This is a genomic window from Methylobacillus glycogenes JCM 2850 (assembly GCF_000617925.1).
GTDB classification, from domain to species: Bacteria; Pseudomonadota; Gammaproteobacteria; order Burkholderiales; family Methylophilaceae; genus Methylobacillus; species Methylobacillus glycogenes.
In genome coordinates this window covers 71,667-92,865 of record NZ_BAMT01000006.1, presented here as the reverse complement: position 1 = coordinate 92,865, position 21,199 = coordinate 71,667, and the positions used below count along the sequence as shown (strand labels likewise).

General features: G+C 54.3%; 20 protein-coding genes and 2 pseudogenes. 6 read left to right on the top strand and 16 right to left on the bottom strand.

The genetic code is table 11. From position 1 onward, the window contains the following. Positions 1-24: 24 nt before the first annotated feature. The 13 genes from JCM2850_RS09795 to JCM2850_RS09735 all read right to left on the bottom strand — a co-directional run bounded on the left by JCM2850_RS09795 (position 25) and on the right by JCM2850_RS09735 (position 10,357). Positions 25-366, bottom strand: coding sequence for a DUF4870 domain-containing protein (locus JCM2850_RS09795; protein ID WP_025871516.1), 342 nt, complete (start codon positions 364-366; stop codon positions 25-27). Between the two features lie 114 nt (positions 367-480). Then, the gene (ptsP, locus tag JCM2850_RS09790; protein WP_025871514.1) at positions 481-2,223 is read right to left on the bottom strand and encodes a phosphoenolpyruvate--protein phosphotransferase; all 1,743 of its coding nucleotides are present in this window, start codon (positions 2,221-2,223) and stop codon (positions 481-483) included. Between the two features lie 47 nt (positions 2,224-2,270). Further along, positions 2,271-2,540 (bottom strand): HPr family phosphocarrier protein, encoded by a 270-nt coding sequence (locus JCM2850_RS09785; protein ID WP_025871512.1) that lies wholly within the window; start codon positions 2,538-2,540, stop codon positions 2,271-2,273. Further along, positions 2,533-2,940 (bottom strand): PTS sugar transporter subunit IIA, encoded by a 408-nt coding sequence (locus tag JCM2850_RS09780; RefSeq protein ID WP_025871510.1) that lies wholly within the window; start codon positions 2,938-2,940, stop codon positions 2,533-2,535. The genes JCM2850_RS09785 and JCM2850_RS09780 overlap by 8 nt, the downstream gene beginning before the upstream one ends. Before the next feature lie 86 nt (positions 2,941-3,026). Beyond that, entirely contained in the window at positions 3,027-3,869 is an 843-nt protein-coding gene (gene rapZ, locus JCM2850_RS09775) for an RNase adapter RapZ (protein ID WP_025871508.1), read from the bottom strand. 2 nt (positions 3,870-3,871) lie between these two features. Beyond that, on the bottom strand, positions 3,872-4,828 hold the full coding sequence (gene hprK, locus JCM2850_RS09770; protein WP_025871507.1) for an HPr(Ser) kinase/phosphatase: 957 nt from the start codon (positions 4,826-4,828) through the stop codon (positions 3,872-3,874). Between the two features lie 117 nt (positions 4,829-4,945). After that, complete coding sequence (hpf, locus tag JCM2850_RS09765; protein WP_025871505.1) at positions 4,946-5,272, bottom strand: ribosome hibernation-promoting factor, HPF/YfiA family; 327 nt, start codon at positions 5,270-5,272, stop codon at positions 4,946-4,948. Positions 5,273-5,302: 30 nt separating this feature from the next. Beyond that, a complete protein-coding gene (locus JCM2850_RS09760) occupies positions 5,303-6,760 on the bottom strand; it encodes an RNA polymerase factor sigma-54 (protein ID WP_025871503.1) in 1,458 nt (485 codons plus the stop codon). An 18-nt stretch (positions 6,761-6,778) separates the two neighbouring features. Continuing rightward, positions 6,779-7,501 carry an LPS export ABC transporter ATP-binding protein gene (lptB, locus tag JCM2850_RS09755; RefSeq protein ID WP_025871501.1) on the bottom strand — a complete coding sequence of 241 codons (723 nt, stop codon included), beginning with the start codon at positions 7,499-7,501 and terminating at the stop codon, positions 6,779-6,781. 28 nt (positions 7,502-7,529) lie between these two features. Then, positions 7,530-8,066, bottom strand: coding sequence for a lipopolysaccharide transport periplasmic protein LptA (gene lptA / locus JCM2850_RS09750; protein WP_439645860.1), 537 nt, complete (start codon positions 8,064-8,066; stop codon positions 7,530-7,532). Between the two features lie 58 nt (positions 8,067-8,124). Beyond that, complete coding sequence (gene lptC, locus JCM2850_RS09745) at positions 8,125-8,892, bottom strand: LPS export ABC transporter periplasmic protein LptC (protein WP_025871497.1); 768 nt, start codon at positions 8,890-8,892, stop codon at positions 8,125-8,127. A gap of 14 nt (positions 8,893-8,906) precedes the next feature. Continuing rightward, on the bottom strand, positions 8,907-9,443 hold the full coding sequence (locus tag JCM2850_RS09740) for a KdsC family phosphatase (RefSeq protein ID WP_234406195.1): 537 nt from the start codon (positions 9,441-9,443) through the stop codon (positions 8,907-8,909). Between the two features lie 2 nt (positions 9,444-9,445). Beyond that, a complete protein-coding gene (locus JCM2850_RS09735; protein ID WP_025871493.1) occupies positions 9,446-10,357 on the bottom strand; it encodes a KpsF/GutQ family sugar-phosphate isomerase in 912 nt (303 codons plus the stop codon). 235 nt (positions 10,358-10,592) lie between these two features. On the opposite strand from JCM2850_RS09735, the gene JCM2850_RS09725 reads away from it, so the two are divergent. Further along, positions 10,593-11,681 (top strand): NAD(P)/FAD-dependent oxidoreductase, encoded by a 1,089-nt coding sequence (locus tag JCM2850_RS09725; protein ID WP_025871491.1) that lies wholly within the window; start codon positions 10,593-10,595, stop codon positions 11,679-11,681. Positions 11,682-11,758: 77 nt separating this feature from the next. On the opposite strand, the gene JCM2850_RS09720 is transcribed toward JCM2850_RS09725, so the two are convergent. Continuing rightward, positions 11,759-13,084, bottom strand: a complete 1,326-nt coding sequence (locus JCM2850_RS09720) for a type II toxin-antitoxin system HipA family toxin (RefSeq protein WP_025871489.1) — start codon at positions 13,082-13,084, stop codon at positions 11,759-11,761. Continuing rightward, a complete protein-coding gene (locus JCM2850_RS09715) occupies positions 13,084-13,425 on the bottom strand; it encodes a helix-turn-helix domain-containing protein (protein WP_025871488.1) in 342 nt (113 codons plus the stop codon). Before JCM2850_RS09715 ends, JCM2850_RS09720 begins: the two co-directional genes overlap by 1 nt. A 307-nt stretch (positions 13,426-13,732) precedes the next feature. Between JCM2850_RS09715 and JCM2850_RS09710 the strand changes: the two genes are divergently transcribed. The 5 genes and pseudogenes from JCM2850_RS09710 (at position 13,733) to ppk1 (ending at position 19,529) form a co-directional block, all read left to right on the top strand. Then, positions 13,733-14,314 (top strand): superoxide dismutase, encoded by a 582-nt coding sequence (locus JCM2850_RS09710; protein WP_025871486.1) that lies wholly within the window; start codon positions 13,733-13,735, stop codon positions 14,312-14,314. A gap of 117 nt (positions 14,315-14,431) precedes the next feature. After that, complete coding sequence (locus tag JCM2850_RS18435) at positions 14,432-14,740, top strand: hypothetical protein (protein ID WP_025871484.1); 309 nt, start codon at positions 14,432-14,434, stop codon at positions 14,738-14,740. 129 nt (positions 14,741-14,869) lie between these two features. Beyond that, positions 14,870-16,934 (top strand): annotated as a pseudogene (locus tag JCM2850_RS18430) (TonB-dependent receptor). Between the two features lie 134 nt (positions 16,935-17,068). After that, positions 17,069-17,341 (top strand): oxidative damage protection protein, encoded by a 273-nt coding sequence (locus JCM2850_RS09695; RefSeq protein ID WP_025871482.1) that lies wholly within the window; start codon positions 17,069-17,071, stop codon positions 17,339-17,341. 108 nt (positions 17,342-17,449) lie between these two features. Then, positions 17,450-19,529 (top strand): annotated as a pseudogene (gene ppk1 / locus JCM2850_RS18425) (polyphosphate kinase 1). Between the two features lie 131 nt (positions 19,530-19,660). Here the strand turns inward: ppk1 and ppx are convergent. Beyond that, a complete protein-coding gene (gene ppx / locus JCM2850_RS09685) occupies positions 19,661-21,157 on the bottom strand; it encodes an exopolyphosphatase (protein ID WP_025871480.1) in 1,497 nt (498 codons plus the stop codon). Between the last annotated feature and the right edge of the window lie 42 nt (positions 21,158-21,199).

Below are 21,199 nucleotides of genomic sequence, written 5' to 3'. Positions count from 1 at the left end.
TTATGCCATGAGACTGATAAAAGCTTAACTGATTAAGCGCAAAGTCCATGGGTAGCGGTAGGATTCGCCCTGGCTGGCCGCAAGGGCCGCCAATATGCAGAGTATGAGATTGCCCAACCACAGCACAGTTCCCATCACAAATCCCACTAGTATCACAGTCAATATGGAGCTGATGGCATAGCCTATCAAGAGGGTAATCTGGAAATTCAACGCTTCCCGCGCCTGCTCGGCGATAAAGGCGTTGTCATTCTTCTTCCACAGCCAGACAAGCAAGGCAGGTACAAAGCTGAACAAGGTGCCGCCCAGATGGGTTAGTACGGCGATATTCTTGTCATCTGCACTGACAACGGGGACGAGGTCACTCATATTAGGTTTCTCCTAAAGGCCAAGCAGTTAAGTGTTGCGACATCCCGGCAAACACTGACAGGCAGGGCTGCATTGAAACGACCCAGCGCTATCAGCGGACTCGTCTTGCCTGGGTTAATGATTGAGCTTAACCAAGACAGGCTCAATCTTCTCTATATCGTAGAGCCCCATGATCTTGCGCACCAAGGGTGCCACCGCCTGCAACTCGGTCTGCAATACCTGGCGCTTGATACTGAGTATGTGCGAAGGGTGCATGGAGAACTGGCGCAAGCCAAAGCCCATCAGCAGGCGCGTAAAGTGCAGATCGCCCGCCATTTCGCCACACACTGATACCGGGATGCCCTGTTTGTTACCTGCGCGTATGGTCATTTCAATCAGCTTGAGCACGGCAGGGTGTGAGGGGCTATAGAGATGCGAAACCGAATCATCGGTGCGATCTATCGCCAGCGAGTACTGAATCAGGTCGTTGGTGCCTATGGAAAGGAAATCCAGCTCACGCGCAAAGGCCTCAGCATTGATGGCAGCCGCAGGGATTTCTATCATGCCGCCCAGCTTGATCTCTTCGTCAAACGGCAGCTGTTCTGCGCGCAGGCTGGCCTTGGCACGCTCCAGCAGCACGATGGTCTGGCGTAGCTCAGACAAGGTGGACAGCATAGGAATCAAAATCTTGATCTTGCCGTAGTGCGAAGCACGCAGAATGGCGCGTAACTGGGTATGGAAGATATGCGGCTCAGACAGGCACAGGCGTATGGCGCGTAGCCCCAGCGCCGGGTTGGTGCAGCTACGCGCGGCATCTGGGTTCATCTGCTTGTCCGCCCCCAGGTCCAGCGTGCGTATGGTCACTGGCTGGCCCTTCATCAGTTCAGCCACGGTACGATAAGCCGCAAACTGCTCTTCTTCATTGGGCATATCGCGGCGGTTCATGAACAGAAACTCGGTGCGGTACAAGCCAATCCCGGTTGCCCCTACCGCCTTGGCCTTGCTTACATCGGAAGGCACTTCAATATTGGCATGCAGTTCGACTTCCACCCCATCCAAAGTGACCGCACGGGTCTGCTTGAGGCGCTTGAGTTTTTGCTGCTCTAACTCCCATTGCTCCTGGCGCAAGCGATATTCCGCCAGGGTGTCCTTGTCCGGGTTGACGATCACCACACCGTCATTGCCATCAACAATAATCAGCTCGCCATCGCGTATCAGGTCACGCGCGCGGTGCAAGGCAACGATGGAGGGAATACTCAGGCTACGCGCCAGAATCGCGGTATGCGAGGTCACCCCACCTACATCGGTAATAAAAGCTGCAAACTGGTGATGCTTGAACTGGATAGCATCCGCAGGCGAAATATCATGCGCTACCAGAATCAGCGCACTTTCGTCCGGGCGTATGGCCACTTCGCTAGGGTGACCCAGCAAGACTTTGATGACACGCTCGACAACCTGCACCACATCCTGCTTGCGCTCGCGCAGGTACTCGTCTTCTATCAGTTCAAACTGCGCCACCAGCTCATTCATGCGCTGTTTCAATGCCCATTCGGCGTTGCACAAATCCTGCTCTATGATGGCCTTGGGTTCTTCCGACAGGTGTTTGTCGGCCAGTATCATCAAATGGGTGTTGATAAAGGCGCTAAGTTCGGCGGGCGCATTGCTGGGCAGCTGATTGCGTATTTCTTCCAGATCCTGCCGCACGCGCTCAACCGCATTCTCAAAACGCAGCAGCTCCGCCACCAGCGATTTCTTGGGGATATGGTAGTGCACCACCTCGAGCAGGGCATTGGATACCAGGTGGGCATTGCCTATGGCGATGCCACTAGACACACCCACACCGTGCATGGAGAAACTCACCTTGCTGCTTTGCGCCATGGTTGCTTCTTTCTGATCGCTATCCTGGGGGGATTGAGGGATAAACCTTATTCAGGCTCGCCAAAACGACCATTGATCAGATTGACCAAGGCCTCCATGGCAGCCTGTTCATCACTGCCATTGGTCTCCAATATGATTTTGCTGCCCTTGCTGGCGGCCAGCATCATGACGCCCATAATGCTTTTGGCATTGACGCGTCTGCCGTTGCGCTCTATCCAGATTTCGCACTGATGCTGGCTGGCAGTCTGCGTCAGCTTGGTCGATGCGCGGGCATGCAAACCCAGTTTGTTGATGATTTCTATTTCTTGTTTAATCATGATGCTTACATGCGTCCTTGGAAAAATGTACTACCCCGTCACGCCCTCCACTGATGGCCTTGTCGACCAGGGTCATGATATTGGCATTTCTATAGGTCAGCGCCCTTACCAGCATGGGCAGATTAACCCCGGCCACCCCCTCCACATGACCTGGAATCAGCAAGCGGCTGACCAGGTTACAAGGCGTGGCTCCATAAATATCGGAAAGTATCAGCACACCCTGGCCCTCATCCAGCTCGCGTATCATTTGCTGTGCCTGCGGCAGCAGGCTAGAGGGGTCATCATGCGTACCTACACCCAACTGGCGCAGCAATTGCGGCCGCGCGCCCATCACATGGCTTGCACAGTGAATCAGGCTTTCGCCCAGGGTGCCATGAGCAATGATGAGTATTCCTATCATACTGTCTATCCTGTCTTGAATGACTGGCTGCGATCGAGTCACCGATTTAGTAACAGATTTAGTCACCGACCTGCAGCCTGGTCTAGCTAAGCTTTTTCCAGCTCGCGGTGTCGTATCATGACCTTGCCCTCGCGCTCGCGGAAATATTTGCCCAAGCGCTCAACAAGATACACCGAGCGGTGTTGCCCGCCAGTGCAACCCAAAGCCACGGTCAGATAGCTGCGGTTATCGGCAACAAAGCTGGGCAGCCAACGCTCGACAAAGCCGCTGATATCATCAAACATCAGTTGCACGCTGGCTTGTTGCTCGAGAAAATCACAGATCACCTGATCCTGGCCGGTATAAGGCCGTAATTCTTTGTCGTAGTAGGGATTGGGCAGGCAACGCACATCAAACACATAATCTGCATCCAGCGGAATGCCATGTTTGAAGCCAAACGAAGAGAACAACAGCGTCAGGCCGTTGCTCTTGCGGATGACGAATTCCTTGACCCAGTTACGCAAGGTATTGGCACTGAGGTTGCTGGTATCTATGCGCAAGCCCAGATCGACCAGCGGCTCCAGTAGGTGGCGCTCATGACTGATGCTCTCGGCCAGGGTATTGGTTTCATTGCTGAGCGGATGACGGCGCCGGGTTTCGCTATAACGTTTAACCAGAGTCTCGACATTGGCTTCCAGGAACAAGACCTGCACTTCCATGCCGCTGTCCTTGAGCTGACGTAAATTCTGCGGCAAGGCTTGCAGCGAGGCGCTGCGGGTGTCTATGCTGATGGCTACCTGGTCGTGGTGACCCTGGCTCAGGTGTTCTGAGATTTGCGGCAGCAGGGTGGCGGGCAAATTATCGATACAGTAATAGCCACTGTCCTCCAGCATCTTGAGTACTATGCTTTTACCCGATCCCGACAGGCCCGTGACAATGACAAGCTGCATGCTTACTCCACCAGCTTGAGTTTTTTGGCGGTACGCGCCATTTCGCGCTGCTGGCGCTGCATGAACTGCTTGGTGCCGTTGATGCCACGCAGCAACAGCATATGATTGCGCACTGCCACTTCGACCAGCACCGCAATATTGCGACCCGCAGCCACTGGGATCACCACTTTGGGCACTTTGACGTCGAGTATTTTCTCGTCATGGGATTTGATCTTGAGCCTATCCAGCGGCACCATGGTATCGGCCATTTCCAGTTGAACGATGAAGTCCAGCGGTTTGGTCGGCTTGACGGCATTGTCACCAAACAACGCGCGTATATTCAGCACACCCAGGCCACGCACTTCAAGGAAATCCTGCAATAGCGGTGGGCAGCGCCCTTCCAGCCTATCCGGCGCAATGCGGTAAAAATCGACAATATCATCGGCCACCAGGCGGTGACCGCGCGAGATCAGCTCCAGCGCCAGCTCGCTTTTACCTATGGCCGGGTTGCCGCGTATCATGACGCCAAAACCCTGCACTTCCAGAAACACGCCATGCAGGCTTTCTGACACGGCCACCGCCTGCGCCAGATAGTGGCTGAGCACATCCATCAGGCCGGGGCTACGCAAGGGAGAAGTAAATAAAGGGGTGCTGTAATCATCAGCCGCCAGCACCAGTTCGTCGGGGGCCAATTCACCATTGGCAACGATGATGGCAGCGAGGTCTGCAGAGAAAAGATTTTTGATGGCCTGTTGCATCTCGCGGTTTTTCAGGCTGCGCAGATAGTCCATCTCGGCACATCCCAGCACCTGTACGCGGTTGGGATGCACAAAATTCAAATGACCGATCAAGGCCAGGGAGGGTTTGGTCACGGTTTCGCTGGTGAGAGGATTATCACCTCCAGCCAGTCCAGCCACCCACTTCAATTTGAGTTTGCGGCGGGTGTCCTTGTACAACTGGGTAACACTGATTTCAGCCATGGCGTTGATCATGCCTTACAACTTGTCTATCAAAGTGAGTACTGCGAAGAGTACCAGGCCCACGCCCCATGACAGGGCAAATTCATGAGCCTTGCACTCTTCGGCAGCATGCCGTGATTATTCTACAGCTTGGTGTTTCAGGCCGCCCGAGGCCTGATTGTGATTACCGATTTTTTCTTTGTGCTTGACCACTTGCCTATCCAGCTTGTCAGTTAGGGAGTCAATTGCGCTGTACATATTTTCTGCGCTGCACTCGGCATGCAAGTCATTACCAGGCACGTGCAGCGTGGCTTCGACCTTTTGCACCAGTTTCTCCACGCTGAAGGTCACTTTGACGTCAATTACATGGTCAAAATGGTTGCTCAGTCGCGTTAGCTTGGACTGCACGTATTCGCGCAATGCAGGGGTAAGCTCAAGGTGATGTCCGGTCAGATGCAAATTCATAACGCTCTCCTTACTGAAAAAACGCGCAAATCAAAGCGACTTGCGCTGGTTGGCCGCGGGTATCTGTAGAGACTCGCGGTATTTCGCTATGGTTCGTCTTGCAACAACTATGCCTTGCTTGCCGAGAATGTCGGTAATCTGGTTATCCGACAGCGGTTTTTTCGGGTTTTCCTCGCCTACCATTTGCTTGATCAGCGCACGAATTGCAGTGGCCGAGCATGCGCCGCCTGACTCTGTGGCCACATGGCTGCCGAAGAAATACTTGAGTTCGTATACACCTCTGGGGGTGAGCATGTACTTGCGCGTGGTGACGCGTGAAACCGTGGATTCATGCAAACCAAGCTCATCGGCAATTTCACGCAACACCAGCGGCCGCATCGCCACTTCACCGTGCTCAAAGAAATTGCGCTGGCGGTCAACAATCGCCTGCGACACACGCAATATGGTCGAGAAGCGTTGCTGGATATTCTTGATCATCCATTTGGCTTCTTGCATCTGGCTCATCAAGTACTGACTCGAACTATCGCGGTTACGTTTCAAAATCCCCGCATAAAGTTGGTTGATGCGCAGCTTGGGCACCACTTCATCATTCAGGCTGGCAATCCAGATGCCCTTGATTTTCTTGACCACGATTTCATGCTGGATGTAATGATCGGAAGTAATGTGGCTAAACTCTGCACCTGGGCGTGGGTTCAGTTGCACCACCAGTTGCTGCACTGATTTCAGTACATCGTCATCACAAGCCAGCAGCTTGCGTAGCCGCGTGTAGTCACGCGTGGCCAATAAGGGCAAATGATGCTCGGCCACTTTCACGGCCAAATCCACATAATCAGTATCAGCAGGCAGGGCGCGCAGTTGTAGCGCCAGGCACTCTGCCAGGCTACGTGCACCTATGCCGGGTGGGTCTAGGTTCTGGATATGCTTGAGCGCGGTTTCCAGCTCCAGCAAATCAATTTCCAGCTCTTCCGGCAGCAGTTCTGCCAATTCTTCCAGCGGTTGATCCAGATAGCCATCATCGTTGATGGCATCCACCAGCACCATGGCCAGAGTCTGGTCACGTTCTGACAGCGGCAGCAGCTTGATCTGGCTTAGCAGATGCTCACGCAAGGTGAGGTTGACGGCTTCCTGGAAGCTGAAATCATTGTCATCATCGCTGTTGCCACCACCTTCTTCCCAACGGCCACTACCCTGGAAAGACTCGAAATAATCATCACCTCCGCCAAACTCGTCTACTCTGGGCAGCTCTTCATTGCTGGAGGCAGGTGCCTCGCTCGCTGGCACACTGCTTTCTACCGGGGTATAGCTTTCCTGTACATCAGGCACACCATCCGGCCCATCCACACGTTCCAGCAGCGGATTGGCTTGCAGGAGGGATTCCAGCTCCTGGTTGAGCTCTTGTGATGACAACTGCAGCAGTTTGATCGACTGCTGCAACTGCGGCGTCAATGCCAGGTTTTGCGAAAATTTTAGCTGTAGACTTTGTTTCATGTTTCTTATGCGCCCGGCTTACAGGCGGAAGTCCTTGCCCAAATACACTTCTCTCACGCTATCGTTGTGGATGATCTCGCTGGGTTTGCCCGCGGCAAATACCCTGCCCTCGTTGACGATATAAGCGCGGTCACAGATACCTAGCGTCTCACGCACATTATGATCAGTGATCAGTACGCCTATGTTGCGCCCTACCAAAAAGCGGATAATCTTCTGAATATCCAGCACCGCAATCGGGTCAATACCGGCAAAAGGCTCATCCAACAGAATAAAGCTGGGATTGGTGGCCAGGCAGCGGGCAATCTCCACACGCCTGCGCTCACCACCTGAAAGACTCACCGCCATGCTGTTGCGTATATGAGTGATATGGAGTTCATGCAGCAGGGATTCAAGCTGTTCCTTCTGCTGTTCGGCAGTCATATCCTGTAATTCGAGGATGGCCTGAATATTTTCAGTCACCGTCATCTTGCGGAAGATGGAGGGCTCCTGCGGCAAATAAGCCAAGCCCATGCGCGCGCGCTGGTGGATAGGCATGCGACTCAGGTCCTTGCCATCCAGAAGAATACGGCCATCATCCAGTGGCACCAGGCCCACCATCATGTAAAAGCTGGTGGTCTTGCCCGCACCGTTAGGGCCGAGCAGGCCCACGACCTCACCGCTGTTCAGTTGCAAGGAGATGTCCTGCACCACGGTGCGAGACTTGTACTTCTTGCGCAAACCTTCTACTTTCAATTCGCTCATGGTCACTACTATCTAAATCCGCTTAAGCTCAAGGAGTATCGGCTGCCGGGGCACCCTCGGTGGCTGGTTTCTTTTTAGGTTGAATCACCGCGCGTACACGACCGTTCGGTGTGGCTGGCGTGGCAGACTGTGAGCCGCCACTGATGACTTCCGCGTATTCCGCATTGGCATCGTACATGATGTAATCACCATGCACGATATCCTCGCCGCGCTTGACCCAGGCTTTAGTGAACAACTGCACCTTGTCCATGCGTCCATCATACTCTATGCGTTGGCCACTGCCTTCCATGTATTCGTTCTTGCCATCACGCTTCTGCTTGAAGGTGGTGGGGTTGCCGTAAGAAGTACTGTGCTGAAAGCCTTCCTTGTCCTCACGTACCACCAGCTTATCGCCCTTGATGATCAGCGTACCCTGGGTGAGGATCACGTTGCCAACGTAGGTGCTGGTTTTTTTGGCGTCATTGACCTGTACCGAGTCGGCTTCCAGTTCTATGGGCTTTTCCCTATCGGCCTTTTCTGCATGGACCAAGCCAGGCATCAGGCCGGACAGCATGCCAAGCAGCATGCCTAAAGATAAGTGGCTACGCAGGGTGCGCATATGTTCTCCGCTGAAGGATGTCATTTTATTTAGTTTGAGTTGGCAGCTTAGCATTTTTACTGGCACTGGACTTGCTTTGTTTAGTGCTGTTTACAGGCTGGCGTGCAGGCGTTTTATCTGTGCTTTTTGCCGCTGGTTTGGCTGATGATTTAGGCACAGGCTTCACGCTAGCACCCGTACTGGCCTTGGTTTTACTGGGCTTACTGCTTTTACGTACCGCAGGTTTTTCGTAATGCGTGCGCACACGCTTATTGAGCTGTATGGTCTGGCTCTTTTTGTCGTAGACCATGCCCACTGCGCGCACCACGGTCTTAGGCCCTTGAGTAATCACGACCGGGCGATTGGTCTTCGCCACCTCACGTTTGGGCTCTACCTCGAGATAATCCGTGGTCAAGGTCATCTCTTCACGGTCAGCTGTGGCTTGGCGCACCACGCGCACATCATCGTAGAACTTGACGATCTCACCATTGCTGGAGACGCTACCGCGCTTGCCCTCTATCATGGTGCTGGGCTTGCCCACTCCATACTGGGTGAAGTGCGGGTTTTCCAGCTCTGTGCTGTCGTCATCCGGGTAGTGCCGCATCTCGGTGGCCTTGAGCACATGGCTGATGTTGCCTGCGGTATCGGTCTTGGTAGTGACGAAATTGTTGAGCACGTAATCTGGATCGTGGCGGGTGTTACCATCCACGCGCGGCTCGGGTGGCTGCACGGTGCGGTCTATCCATAGCGTTAGCAAGGCCAAAAGGCCCAGCACTGCCAAGGGAAAGAGGATGGTGTTGGAACGTCCTTGCATAGGCTGGCGTCAGCTTACTTCAGGTATTGGGCCATTTGGCCGTCAAAGGTGCCCTGAGCTTTCATGAGCAGTTCACAGACTTCGCGCACCGCGCCAAACCCGGCCTGACGCTCTGTGGTGTAGTGGGCATATTCTTTCACCAGTGGCATGGCATGCGGCACGGTAATCGCCAGACCCGCGCGGCGCATAGGCGGAATATCAATAACATCATCGCCCATGAACAGGCACTCATCCAGGCTGACACCCTGCTTTTCCACCAGATCCATCAAGGCTTCGAGCTTGTCATCTATGCCTTGATAGATGATATCGACGCCAGTATTTTCCGCACGCTTGAGCACCAGCTTGGAGGTGCGGCCAGTGATATAAGCCATACGCAGCCCGGTGTTCTTCAGCATCTTCATGCCCAGGCCATCCTGCGAGTGGAATATCTTGTACTCCAGCCCATCATCGCCCAGCATCAAGCCACCATTGGTGAGCACACCATCAACGTCGAACACGGCTATCTTGATGCGCTTGGCGCGCTCTTCTATAGAGATCACTTCTGAATTCACTGCTAAACCACCTTTGCCATAAGTAGGTCGTGCATATTGAGTGCACCCACCAGATTGCCTTGCTGGTCTACCACCAGCAGGCTAGTTATCGAAAATTGTTCCATACGTGCCACGGCATCCACTGCGAGCTGATCCGGCTGTATGGTATGCGGACGTGTGTGCATGACTTCGCCCATGGTCGTGCCATGAATATCAATGCCCGCCTCAAAAGCACGGCGCAAATCACCATCGGTGAAAATACCTACCGCCAGGCCTTGGGCATCCAGCACCGCCGTCATGCCCAGACCCTTGCGTGACATTTCCAGCAAACCATCCTTGATGCTGTCACTCGCCGCGGTAGTGGGGATGGCTGTGCCACTGCGCATCACATCGCGCACATGCAATAGCAAACGCCTACCCAATGAGCCACCCGGGTGCGAAAGCGCGTAATCCTCACGTGAAAAACCGCGCTGATCCAGCAAGGTCACTGCCAGTGCATCGCCCAGGGCCAGGGCTGCCGTGGTGCTGGCAGTGGGCGCCAGTCCCAGGGGACAGGCTTCCTGCGATACATGGGAATCAAGAAAAATCGCTGCGGCTCTGGACAAGGTGGAATTGGGATTGCCCGACATGCTGATCAGCGGTGCGCCTATGCGCTTGAGCGGGGGCAATATCGCCAGCAACTCATCCACTTCGCCGGAATTGGAAATCGCGATCACCACGTCATCCTTGGTGATCATGCCCAGGTCGCCATGGCTGGCTTCACCTGGATGCATAAAGAAAGCGGGAGTACCCGTACTGGCCAAGGTGGCGGCAATCTTGTTGCCTATATGGCCGGACTTGCCCATCCCGGTCACGACAACTCGTCCCCGGCACTGTAAAATGAGCTCGACTGCCTTGACGAAGTTATCGTCCAGACGTTGCGCCAGTGCGAGCACTTCCCGTGCTTCTATGCTCAGAACCTCGCGCGCCAGCTCCAGAGGATGTTGCTGATGCCGCTGCTGCCTGTATTGCCAGTGCCTGACGTTAAATTGGAAATTGCCATAAGTGGCAAGTATAAAAGGGAATCTGCCCTGAATAAAGGATATGCCGGTAAAGTCGGCATAATTTTTGCCTAATGACTCTGTTTGTCCTCACCTTATCCCCACCCTACTGTCACAGGACTTATCAGCCATGAGCCGCCATGTTGTGATTGTGGGTGGCGGCATAGTCGGCTGCCTGACCGCCATGGAATTGGTACAACGCGGTTGCCGCGTGACCATCGTTGAGCGCAACCAGATTGCCAGTCAGACCTCGGGCGAATCTTCCTGGGCCGGGGCAGGCATTATGTTCCCCTTGCTACCCTGGATGTACTCCGACCAGGTCAATATCCTGACTCACTATGGTGCCCAGCATTACGGCGAAATATGCGCGCAGCTATTGCGTGACACCGGCATAGACCCACAAATGCTCAATTCCGGCTTTTTGCTGTTGCCAACATTTGACCGCACCCAAGCCCTGGACTGGTGCGAACGCTATCAGGTAACAGCGCGTGCGGTCAGCGCCGCCGACTATGGCGTGCAATCCCCTCATGGTGATGAAGCCCTGTGGCTACCCGAGGTGAACCAGGTACGCCCGCCCTGCCTTATGCATGCCCTGCGTGCCTGGCTGGAGCAGAAACAAGTGCGCCTGCTCGAACATACCCAATTGCTACCCCTGCCTGCAGGCACAGACCAGCTGACTGCCTGGCAAACCCAGGATGGTGAATGGATTCGTGGCGATCAGTTTGTGGTGACTTCAGGAGCCTGGAGCTTTGAGCTGCTCAAGGGCGTAGCCAGCCAACTGCAAATCAAGCCTATGCGCGGCCAGATTGTGCTGTACAAACCCGTGAAAAACCTCAACACCGTGATTTACCGTGAAGGCTTCTACCTGGTACCGCGCCGCGATGGCTATCTGCTTGCAGGCAGCACGTTGGAAGACGTTGGATTTGACCCTTCAACCACACCGGAAGTACTGGCCGAAATCCGTCAGAAAGCCGAAGCCATACTGCCAGAACTCAGCGGCCTGCCCATCATCAAGCACTGGAGCGGCCTGCGTCCGGGCACCCCGGAAAACCTGCCCGTGATTGGCGCCCACCCCAGCGTGGGCAATCTATTCCTCAACACCGGGCATTTCCGCTACGGCCTGACCATGGGCCCAGGCAGCGCCAGATTGATAGCAGCATTGATCTGCGGAGATCAACCTTGGACCGACCCCAGCCCCTACGCCCTGCCCGAGCATTAGAGCGTCTTGCTTAGATTCCGAATTTAAATACCGTACGCATAAGCCCGCCCTTGCGGCGGCCGCGCTATTGATGGTGATCAGAGTCGTTTTCTGAGCTGTGCAGATGCGACGTCATCAATATGGCGAAACGCCGTTTGTAGCTTGTGGATATCACTTTTTTCTACACCATAGTCTTCAAAGTAAACACGCCACTCGCGTACCTTTTGCCATACCCGCGCCATGATGCTCAATGCCGCGTCTTCGGTAAGCCCAAATCTGCCGCAACTGGATAAGGCATTATCCAAGGTCGCCAACCTGCCACTTGCGCCCACTCCCAGGTGTAACAGCCGCTCTTGAGTAATGCCAGGACGTGGCATCACGTCGTAAAGTGGCGAGAGCTGCCAGCCCCTGAGCACGGGATCATGGATAAATCCGTGGTTACGCAGATGATCGTCGTCATTGCTGACCAGGATGTTGTACACCATGCGCGCAAACAGTTCTGCCTTGTCGCTCATGATGCGTTGCGGCTGACAATAGCGGCCTATGGCATCGGCGAGGTCAACGTATGCTTTGGTGGGTGATTCAGTCTCATGACAACCCACCAGAGTGAGTCCGCTGCAAAAGGGCAAACGCTTTTCTACAACTCCCGCCCCAGGCGTGCCCAGATTTGAGGGGAAGGTCTCAATGCCAGGTGGTGCAAAATAGCGATCAAAACGGCGTATAAGCATGACTTTGCGCTGACCGATATTAATCGTGCGCACTTCTGGCACCGTCATGCCGCACTCACGCGCCAGCCGCAGCGTGGCAGCCTCTATGGCCGGAAAACAATACGGATCTTGCCTAGTATCAAACTTGGCAAGCCAGAGTACACCTTGCTCATCGCGGACCGTGGCCTTGGGACGCGCACCACCCAAGGCAGTGCCGTCGAGAAAAATCATTTCCAGATGCGCGGGCACAGGCTGCCCCTCGGCGATGCGATCAGCGGCCTCCATGAGGTGCGCCAGCGTATGCAAGCCTGTGACGCCTGGGCGCGGTGCGTCATTGATATCACTGCGTACATCCAAAGCCCCTATGCGCTCACTCCCAGCATGCAGCAGATATTCCGATTCAGGCAGGGTGTTAGCAGGCACCTTGAGCTTGGCCTCGATCACGCGCCGCCCCCAGGAATCGGGCGCGGCATCGCGTATTCCGCCAAAGTACGGCAAGGCATTCAGGGGGAAAAGTTGCTTGCCCCGCACGATATTCTTGTCTTGCAGGCTCAGGCTAAGCGGGTCTATTTCTATGGCGTTTTTGCGCTCCAGATAGCGCGTACCGTAAATAAAGGATGAGGCTGCAAGCGCCGGGCTCTCAACCAGTTCAAGCAGTCCACAGGGCGCCCAATCCCCATCCAAATGCGCAAATAGGAAGAGCTTACGCTCAGCCATCAGAAGTCCACCTCACGCAGTTGTTCAGTAGACAGGCCACGCACTCGTTGGCGTTGCTCTTTCATTTTCAGGGCGGTGAGCGCTGGGTCATTTTCTGCCACCAGTTGCATCAAGGTAATCCCAGGCGCAATGGCATCGATATAGCGCAAAATCTGGCCGATAGCGACTGCCGGGTCACCCTTTTCCAGGCGATAGGCCGTATTGCGGGAAATATTGGCCCGCAGTGCGGCCTCAGTCTGCTTGACGCCGCGCGCAATACGCAGGCGTGCAATGATATCGCCCAGTTGTTTGCCTTCCTCTGCCAGTTCGGGTTTGATGCTTGCAGATTGTTGTATGCGCATATTGGATCATCCTGTTTTATAAGCATTAACTTAGGCAAGTCAACTCTGTTTGTCAATGATAAATTGATCGCCAATTCGAGCATTAAGTGTTTTATGCTCGAATTAACGAGCATTTCATTATGATGTGACTTTAGACTACGTATTGCCACTCGCCTATGTGCATCCATGGCCTTGCTTAAGCCCATCTTGGTAAATCTCAACTCGGTATTGAGCCCGATGTGCTAATGATTCTCGCTACCTAAGCTTTGTTTTCTTTATGGCAAAATGCCTGCCGATTTCCATCTCTAACATCAAAAAAGGAATAAGCATGGCGCATCAACTGCCTCCCCTTCCCTATGCCAAGGACGCTCTGGCTCCAGTTATCTCTGCTGAAACCATAGATTTTCACTATGGCAAGCATCACCAGGCTTACGTCACCAACCTCAACAACCTCATCGTAGGTACCGAGTTTGAAAACGCCAGCCTGGAAGAAATCGTACGCAAATCCTCAGGCGGCATTTTCAACAATGCAGCTCAGGTGTGGAACCACACTTTCTACTGGAATTGCTTCAAACCCAACGGCGGTGGCGAACCTACTGGCGAGCTGGCAGCGGCCATCAACAAGACCTTTGGCAGTTTTGAAGAATTCAAGAAACAGTTCACGCAAAAAGCCATCACCACTTTTGGTGCAGGCTGGGCCTGGCTGGTGAAGAACGCCGATGGCAGCCTGACTCTGGAAAGCACCAGCAATGCCGAGACACCTCTGACCAAGGGTCAGACACCACTGTTGACCATAGACGTATGGGAACACGCTTACTATGTGGATTACCGCAATGCGCGTCCCAAGTATGCTGAAGAGTTCTGGAACATCATCAACTGGGATTTCGTAGCGGCTAATTTCCAGGGCTAATCCTGACTTTGTGGGCGCCAACATTCCGCCCCTGTTGTCTTTAAAATCATCAACGGCTAGTACTTTTTTAGTACTGGCCGTTTTTCTTTTCCATGGCAGCCTGCTAAGATTGCAACCATGTTGCGCAAGCTATTTCTTGGTTATCTACTCACACTGTTGCTTCTTCTGGGGCAACAGAGCGTGCTTGCGCATGAAATTTCGCATTTACAGGATTACAGCCAGCAAGACCAAGCACCGCACAGCGGCGTTTGTGACCAATGTCTGTCACTGGCCAGCCTGGATAATCTCATCTCCGGCAGTAGCTATATCCTGCCCGCCACCCACTCCCTCTCGCTCAAGCCTGTTGCCAGCCCCACGCTGGATCACTCTCAGCTTGTGCGTAACGCCTACAGCGCCCGCGCACCTCCCACTCACATTCAGCACTGAATTCCGGCCCGCGCAGGGTGCGCTTTGATCTAGCAGATTTGAGCAAAGCTACTCCCCGCGCCCGCCGTGCATGCGTTGCCATGCCTGTGCCCGCTAAGGCTCAGGCTAAACGCCACAATATCGACCTGAATGCGAGAAATTTGTATGAGTACCCACTCCCCACGCTGGATCCGCCGCCACGCTTTAACTGCCATTTCACTGGCGTTTGGCAGCAGCCTCATCCCCACATTGTCTTGGGCAGAGGCTATAGAACTACCCACCATCTCGGTCACCGCCAACCCATTGGGCGTGGCTTCCGACGATATGGTGGTGCCTGTCTCCACCTTGGCTGGCCGCGAGCTTAGCTTGCAGCGTGAAAGCACGCTGGGCGAAACCCTCAAATCCATTCCCGGTGTTTCTTCCACCTACTTCGGCCCCAATGCCTCACGTCCCATTATCCGCGGCATGGATGGTGAGCGCGTGCGCATGATGCAAAACGGTGTGGGCATACTGGATGCCTCCAGCTTGAGTTTTGACCATGCCGTGGCCTTGGACCCGCTGGTGATTGAGCAAATTGATGTGGTGCGTGGCCCGGCGGCCCTGCTTTATGGCGGCAGCGCTGTGGGTGGCGTGGTGAATGCCATAGATCATCGTATTCCCAAGGAAGCGATAGATGGGGTGACTGGCCGCAGCGAAGTGCGTTTTGGCGGTGCTGAAAACCAGAAGAATGGTGCCATTGTCATGGATGCAGGTAATGGGGTGCTGACTGTGCATGCCGATGCCTACAAGCGCAAGACCGATGACCTCGACATCCCAGGTTATGCCATGTCCAGTCGCAAGGCAGCGCAGACAGGAGAAGTGAGAGAAAACAAGGGACGTCTGGTGAACAGCGGCTCTGATGCCGATGGCGGCGCACTGGGTGCTTCGATTGCGCTGGAAAATGGCTATGTGGGCGCCTCCTATTCCACCTTCAACAATAAATACGGCACGGTGGCCGAGCCCGATGTATTGATTGATATGGAAAGCAAGCGCTGGGATTTTGCCTCCGAATTGCGCGACCTAGGCAGTGTGATCAGCAAGGTCAAGGTGCGCATGGCGCATACTGATTACCAGCACCAGGAGCTGGAAGATGGTGAAGTCGGCACCACTTTCAAGAACCGTGGCCTGGAAGGCTCGATTGAACCTCACATGGCAATATTGGCCCTTTGTCTGGGGTGATCGGCCTGCAATTCCACAATTCACGCTTTGAAGCCTTGGGCGAGGAAGCCTTTGTGCCGACCAATCGCACCAAGACGCGTGCGCTATATCTGTATGAAGAATTACCGCTGGATGCCTTCAAGCTCACCTTTGGCGGCCGTGTGGAACATGCAAGATAGAATCCAGTGGCGGCGATGGTTTTGGCCCGGCGCAATCGCGCTCATTCACCCCCTACAGCCTGGCGACTGGGGCTTTGTTCAAATTGGATGAGCAATGGTCGGTGACTACCAATCTTTCCCATAACGAACGCGCCCCCAGCTATTTTGAGCTGTTTGCAGATGGCCATCATGTGGCCACAGACCAATATGAAGTCGGCTCCAGCGAGCTGAAAAAAGAACGCTCCAACGGCATAGATGCGCGCCTGCAATGGAAGCAGCAACATAACTCCTTTAGCGTGGGCGCTTATTACACGCGCTTCAGCAGCTTTATCGGCCTGTTCAACAGCGGCAACCTGGTCAATGAAGAAGGTGAAACTGGCCAAGCTGATTCCGAGATTGCCGAAGCCGAGTTCAAGTCTGCTCGCGCAGATTTCAAGGGCCTGGAAGCCGAGGGTAAATTCAGGGTTTATGACACCGTAGGCACGCTGGACCTTAATTTGCGTGGCGATTATGTCAGGGCCACCAATAGGGATACGGGGGATTCCCTACCGCGTATCTCGCCCTTGAAACTGGGCTTTGGCCTGGATTACCGCTTCAAGAGCGCGGGCGCAAGGCTGGATGTACTGCGTGCCTTCAAGCAGAACCGCACCGATGAAAATGAGTTGGTGACGGATGGTTATACCCTGGTTAACGCCACCCTGACCTACAAACTGCCCACACCAGACCGCTTCCAGCTGGAAGCCTTTGCCAAGGCTTACAACCTGCTTGATCAAACCATACGTGACCACACTTCCATCCTCAAGGATATTGCGCCCATGGGCGGCAGGTCTTTGATGGTAGGCTTGCGCGGCGATTTCTAAGTGCGCGGCCATTCCTCAGTGTGTATCTAGCGGCTTTATAGCCGCTTGCAAACCCTGCTGCCTGGCGCTTCACTATCGCGCCAGGCAGTGGCTTGCGCTATGATAGACGTCTTATCAAGTACACTAGGCGCAACATGGCACGTACCGTTTTCTGCATCAAATTGGGCCGCAACGCGGATGGATTGGATTTCCCTCCTTATCCTGGCGAGCTGGGCAAGCGTATCTACGAACAGGTTTCCAAAGAAGCCTGGGCTGGCTGGCTCAAGCAACAAACCATGCTGGTCAATGAAAACCGCCTGAGTCTGGCGGACCCATCGGCACGCAAGTATCTTACCCAGCAAACCGAAGCTTATTTCTTTGGTGATGGCGCAGACACAGCCACTGGCTACGTGCCACCCAAAGAGTAAATACAGCAGGTCTTAGCATTGCTTACTGGTCTGAGCCTCAAGCTCAGACCCAGCCTGGGAGTTTTTCATTAAACTGTCATATTCCGGGCATAAAGTGGGGTTTTCATCTTGTCTACCATCAAATTGAGCCCGGAATACTTTATCAATCGCGAGTTAGGCATACTTGCCTTTAACCGTCGCGTACTTGCCCAGGCAGAAGACGAACGTGTCCCCCTGCTGGAGCGCCTCAAATTCCTCTGCATTTTCAGCAGCAATATGGATGAGTTCTTTGAAGTCCGCATGGCGGGCCTGAAGAACCAGATCAAATACAATTCCCCGCAAATTGGTGCCGATGGCATGTCGCCCAAGCAGACCTTCAGCAAGGTCAGCGCCTTGGCCCATGAGTTGGTGGATCATCAGTACAAAATCCTCAACGAGGTAGTACTGCCGCGCTTGGCTGAGCAGGAAATCCGCTTTATACGCCGTGGTCACTGGACCGATGTACAGCGTGAATGGATTGCCGCCTACTTCTTCCGTGAACTGATGCCTATCCTGACGCCTATAGGTCTGGACCCTGCGCATCCCTTCCCCAGAGTATTGAACAAGAGCCTTAACTTTGCCGTAGAGCTGGAAGGCAAGGATGCCTTTGGCCGCAACTCCGGTGTAGCCATTGTGCAAGCCCCGCGCGCCTTGCCACGCGTGATCCGCCTGCCCAAGGAAATTGCTGGCTTCGATCATGGTTTTGTTTTCCTGTCTTCCATTCTGCACGCCCACGTCAGCGAGTTGTTCTCCGGCATGACGGTCAAGGGTTGCTACCAGTTCCGCGTGACGCGGGATAGCGACCTGATTCTGGATGATGAGGAAACCAAGGATTTACGGCTGGCATTGCAAGGTGAACTGACCCACCGCCAGTATGGTGATGCCGTGCGCCTGGAAGTGGCCGATAGTTGCCCACCCGCCATGTCGGCCTTCCTGTTGGGGCAGTTTGGCCTGTCGCAGGAAGATCTTTACCAGGTCAACGGCCTAGTCAATCTTGTGCGCCTGATGCAAATCCCCGATAGCGTGGACCGCCCAGACCTCAAGTACCCGCACTATACCGCCAGCGTGCCCAAGGAACTGGGCAAGGATGCAGATATCTTCAAGGCTATCCGCAAGCAGGATATTCTGCTGCACCACCCCTTCCAGTCCTTTAATCCGGTGATTGAATTCATCAAGCAGGCGGCGGAAGATCCGCAAGTGCTGGCGATCAAGCAGACCTTCTACCGCACCAGTGCTGACTCCACGCTGATGAAATCCTTGATTGAAGCCGCGCAGCGCGGCAAGGAAGTCACCGTGGTGGTAGAGCTGCTGGCGCGCTTTGATGAAGAAGCCAATATCAATTGGGCCGCCCAGCTAGAGAATGCAGGAGCCCATGTGGTGTACGGTGTGGTGGGTCACAAGACCCACGCCAAGATGGCCATGGTAGTGCGCCGTGATGAAGATAAGCTGCGCCGCTATGTGCATATTGCAACGGGCAATTACCACCAGCGTACCGCACGCCTCTACACTGACTTTGGCCTATTGACCTGCCAGGAAGAAATCAGCGAAGACGTTAATGACGTGTTTGCACAGCTGACCGGTCTGGGCCGCGCCAGCAAGCTGCGTCACCTGTGGCAATCGCCCTTTACCCTGCATCAACGCCTGATCAAGCCATTCAGCACGAGGCCGAGATTGCCAAGTCTGGCAAGAAGGCGCGCATTATCGCAAGATGAATGCACTGCTGGACCCGGATGTGATACGTGCGCTATACGATGCCTCCAATGCCGGGGTACAGATAGAGTTAATTGTGCGCGGGGTCTGCGCCTTGCGCCCTGGCATTCCCGGCATTTCAGAGAATATCAAGGTGCGCTCCATTGTTGGGCGCTTCCTAGAGCACACACGCATTTTCTATTTCTACGACAATGGCGCCGAGCATATTTACCTGTCGAGTGCGGATTGGATGTACCGCAACTTCTTCCGCCGCATTGAAGTCTGCTTCCCGCTGCTGGATGCCAAGGTGAAAAAGCGCGTGTTCAAGGAAGGGCTGGAGCCTTACCTCAAGGACAATATCAATGCCTGGGAAATGTTGTCGGATGGCAGTTATGAATCCAAGCCCAGCCGTCGTGCGGCTTACTCTGCGCAGCAGGCGCTGATGACAGAACTTGGGCAGGAAGTATTGCCTGAGATTTGATGCCTTTCGCAGAAGACTGATAAACAAAAAGGCCGTTTAACGGCCTTTTTGCTTGGGTACCTAATTTTTTAATACTTATTTTTAATACTTATTGTTAATGATGGTGCTGCACTGATTTGCAAGCTGAGGCTTCAGCTCACTTTCAGCTGATAGCCAATTTCTTTCCAGTAACCCACCTCATTCTCCAGCTCAGCCGCAGTCAGGGGATTTTCCTTAAGCCAGCCTGGCTCTATGCTGAGCTCATAGCCGGATTTGTGTATGGTCAATGCCAGGTCAGGCCTATGATCCGCCTGACGGTTACGATGGAACAACACCGCCAGTCGCATGATAAGGATCAGCAACAAGCGATCTGAATTCTCCAGCAAATGGCCTTCCAGCTTGCTCAATGAGCGCCGCTGCGATTTCATCAACAGGCCCAGGGTTTCCTGCTCCATATTGGAAAAGCCCGGCATATCGGCATTTTCAACAATATAGGCAGAATGCTTGTGATAAGCACCATGGGCGATGGTGACGCCTATCTCGTGGAGATTGGCGGCCCAGGCCAGATAATGCGCAGCGGTATCATGATCGAGCTGCTGCAGCTTGTTCTCACATTGCGCCAACAGCAATTGCGCCAGCTCACGCACGCGGTTGGCCTGATCTTCATCCACTTGGTAACGGCGCATAAAGCTGGCCACTGTCACCTCGCGTATGTCCTGGTCGTGCAGACGCCCCAGCAACTCATACAGCACGCCTTCGCGCAAGGCACTATTGGCTGTGGTCATCTGTTGCAGTTTAAGCGCCTCAAAGGCTGCGGTCATAATCGCCAAGCCGCCAGGCAACACTGCGGCGCGGTCTGGGCTTAAACCGGGCAATTCTATTTTGCGAATTTCCTTGGCCTTGAGCAATTGCTGCCGCAGGAATTCCAGGCCATCACGCGTGATTTCACCATCACTCAAGCCACTCAGCCGTATGATTTCGCCCAGGGCCTTGGCCGTACCGGAAGAGCCTACGGCCTCCTCCCAGCCTTCGGCGATGAAATGCTTGCGTATGCTCTGCAGTTCCGCAGCCGCGGCAATGCGCGCCTTATCGAAAGCGGTCTCGGTTAATTTGCCATCAGGGAAATAGCGCAGGCTGTAACTGACACAGCCCATGTAGAGACTTTCCATCTCTATGGGCTCCATGCCTTTGCCTATGATGAATTCTGTAGAACCGCCGCCTATGTCTATCACCAGGCGCTTATGGCTAGCTGGAGGCAGGCTGTGGCTGACGCCGACGAAGATCATGCGCGCCTCTTCGCGGCCAGCAATGATCTCAATAGGGAAACCCAGGGCGTCCTGGGCTTCTTGCATCAGATTGGGGGCATTACGCGCAACGCGGAAGGTATTGGTGGCGACGGCGCGTACCGCCTGCGGCGGCAAGCCGCGCAGACGCTCGCCAAAACGCTTGAGACAGTCTATGGCGCGGCGCTGGGCTTCGATGCTGAGGTTGTCCTTGGCATCCAGCCCTGCGCCCAGGCGTACCGCTTCGCGCAGTGAATCATGAAAAATCAGATGCCCATCCGACACCCGTGCCAGCTGCAATCTGAAACTATTGGAGCCCAGATCAACTGCTGCAATTTCCGGGAAATCTGTTTTTCTTATAGCCAAAATCCACCTATCTTGAACGGTAAGCTGCCTGCCACCCAGGCA

Coding starts and splice junctions, on each gene's coding strand:
- JCM2850_RS09695 (WP_025871482.1), top strand. CDS start 17,069: ATGGCACGTACCGTTTTCTGCATCAAATTGGGCCGCAACGCGGATGGA.
- rapZ (WP_025871508.1), bottom strand. CDS start 3,869: ATGCAGCTTGTCATTGTCACGGGCCTGTCGGGATCGGGTAAAAGCATA.
- hpf (WP_025871505.1), bottom strand. CDS start 5,272: ATGAATTTGCATCTGACCGGACATCACCTTGAGCTTACCCCTGCATTG.
- lptC (WP_025871497.1), bottom strand. CDS start 8,892: ATGCAAGGACGTTCCAACACCATCCTCTTTCCCTTGGCAGTGCTGGGC.
- JCM2850_RS09780 (WP_025871510.1), bottom strand. CDS start 2,940: ATGATAGGAATACTCATCATTGCTCATGGCACCCTGGGCGAAAGCCTG.
- JCM2850_RS09720 (WP_025871489.1), bottom strand. CDS start 13,084: ATGGCTGAGCGTAAGCTCTTCCTATTTGCGCATTTGGATGGGGATTGG.
- JCM2850_RS09785 (WP_025871512.1), bottom strand. CDS start 2,540: ATGATTAAACAAGAAATAGAAATCATCAACAAACTGGGTTTGCATGCC.
- JCM2850_RS09710 (WP_025871486.1), top strand. CDS start 13,733: ATGGCGCATCAACTGCCTCCCCTTCCCTATGCCAAGGACGCTCTGGCT.
- hprK (WP_025871507.1), bottom strand. CDS start 4,828: ATGGCTGAAATCAGTGTTACCCAGTTGTACAAGGACACCCGCCGCAAA.
- lptB (WP_025871501.1), bottom strand. CDS start 7,501: ATGAGCGAATTGAAAGTAGAAGGTTTGCGCAAGAAGTACAAGTCTCGC.
- JCM2850_RS18435 (WP_025871484.1), top strand. CDS start 14,432: ATGTTGCGCAAGCTATTTCTTGGTTATCTACTCACACTGTTGCTTCTT.
- JCM2850_RS09795 (WP_025871516.1), bottom strand. CDS start 366: ATGAGTGACCTCGTCCCCGTTGTCAGTGCAGATGACAAGAATATCGCC.
- lptA (WP_439645860.1), bottom strand. CDS start 8,066: ATGCTGCTTGGCATGCTGTCCGGCCTGATGCCTGGCTTGGTCCATGCA.
- JCM2850_RS09725 (WP_025871491.1), top strand. CDS start 10,593: ATGAGCCGCCATGTTGTGATTGTGGGTGGCGGCATAGTCGGCTGCCTG.
- ptsP (WP_025871514.1), bottom strand. CDS start 2,223: ATGGCGCAAAGCAGCAAGGTGAGTTTCTCCATGCACGGTGTGGGTGTG.
- JCM2850_RS09715 (WP_025871488.1), bottom strand. CDS start 13,425: ATGCGCATACAACAATCTGCAAGCATCAAACCCGAACTGGCAGAGGAA.
- JCM2850_RS09760 (WP_025871503.1), bottom strand. CDS start 6,760: ATGAAACAAAGTCTACAGCTAAAATTTTCGCAAAACCTGGCATTGACG.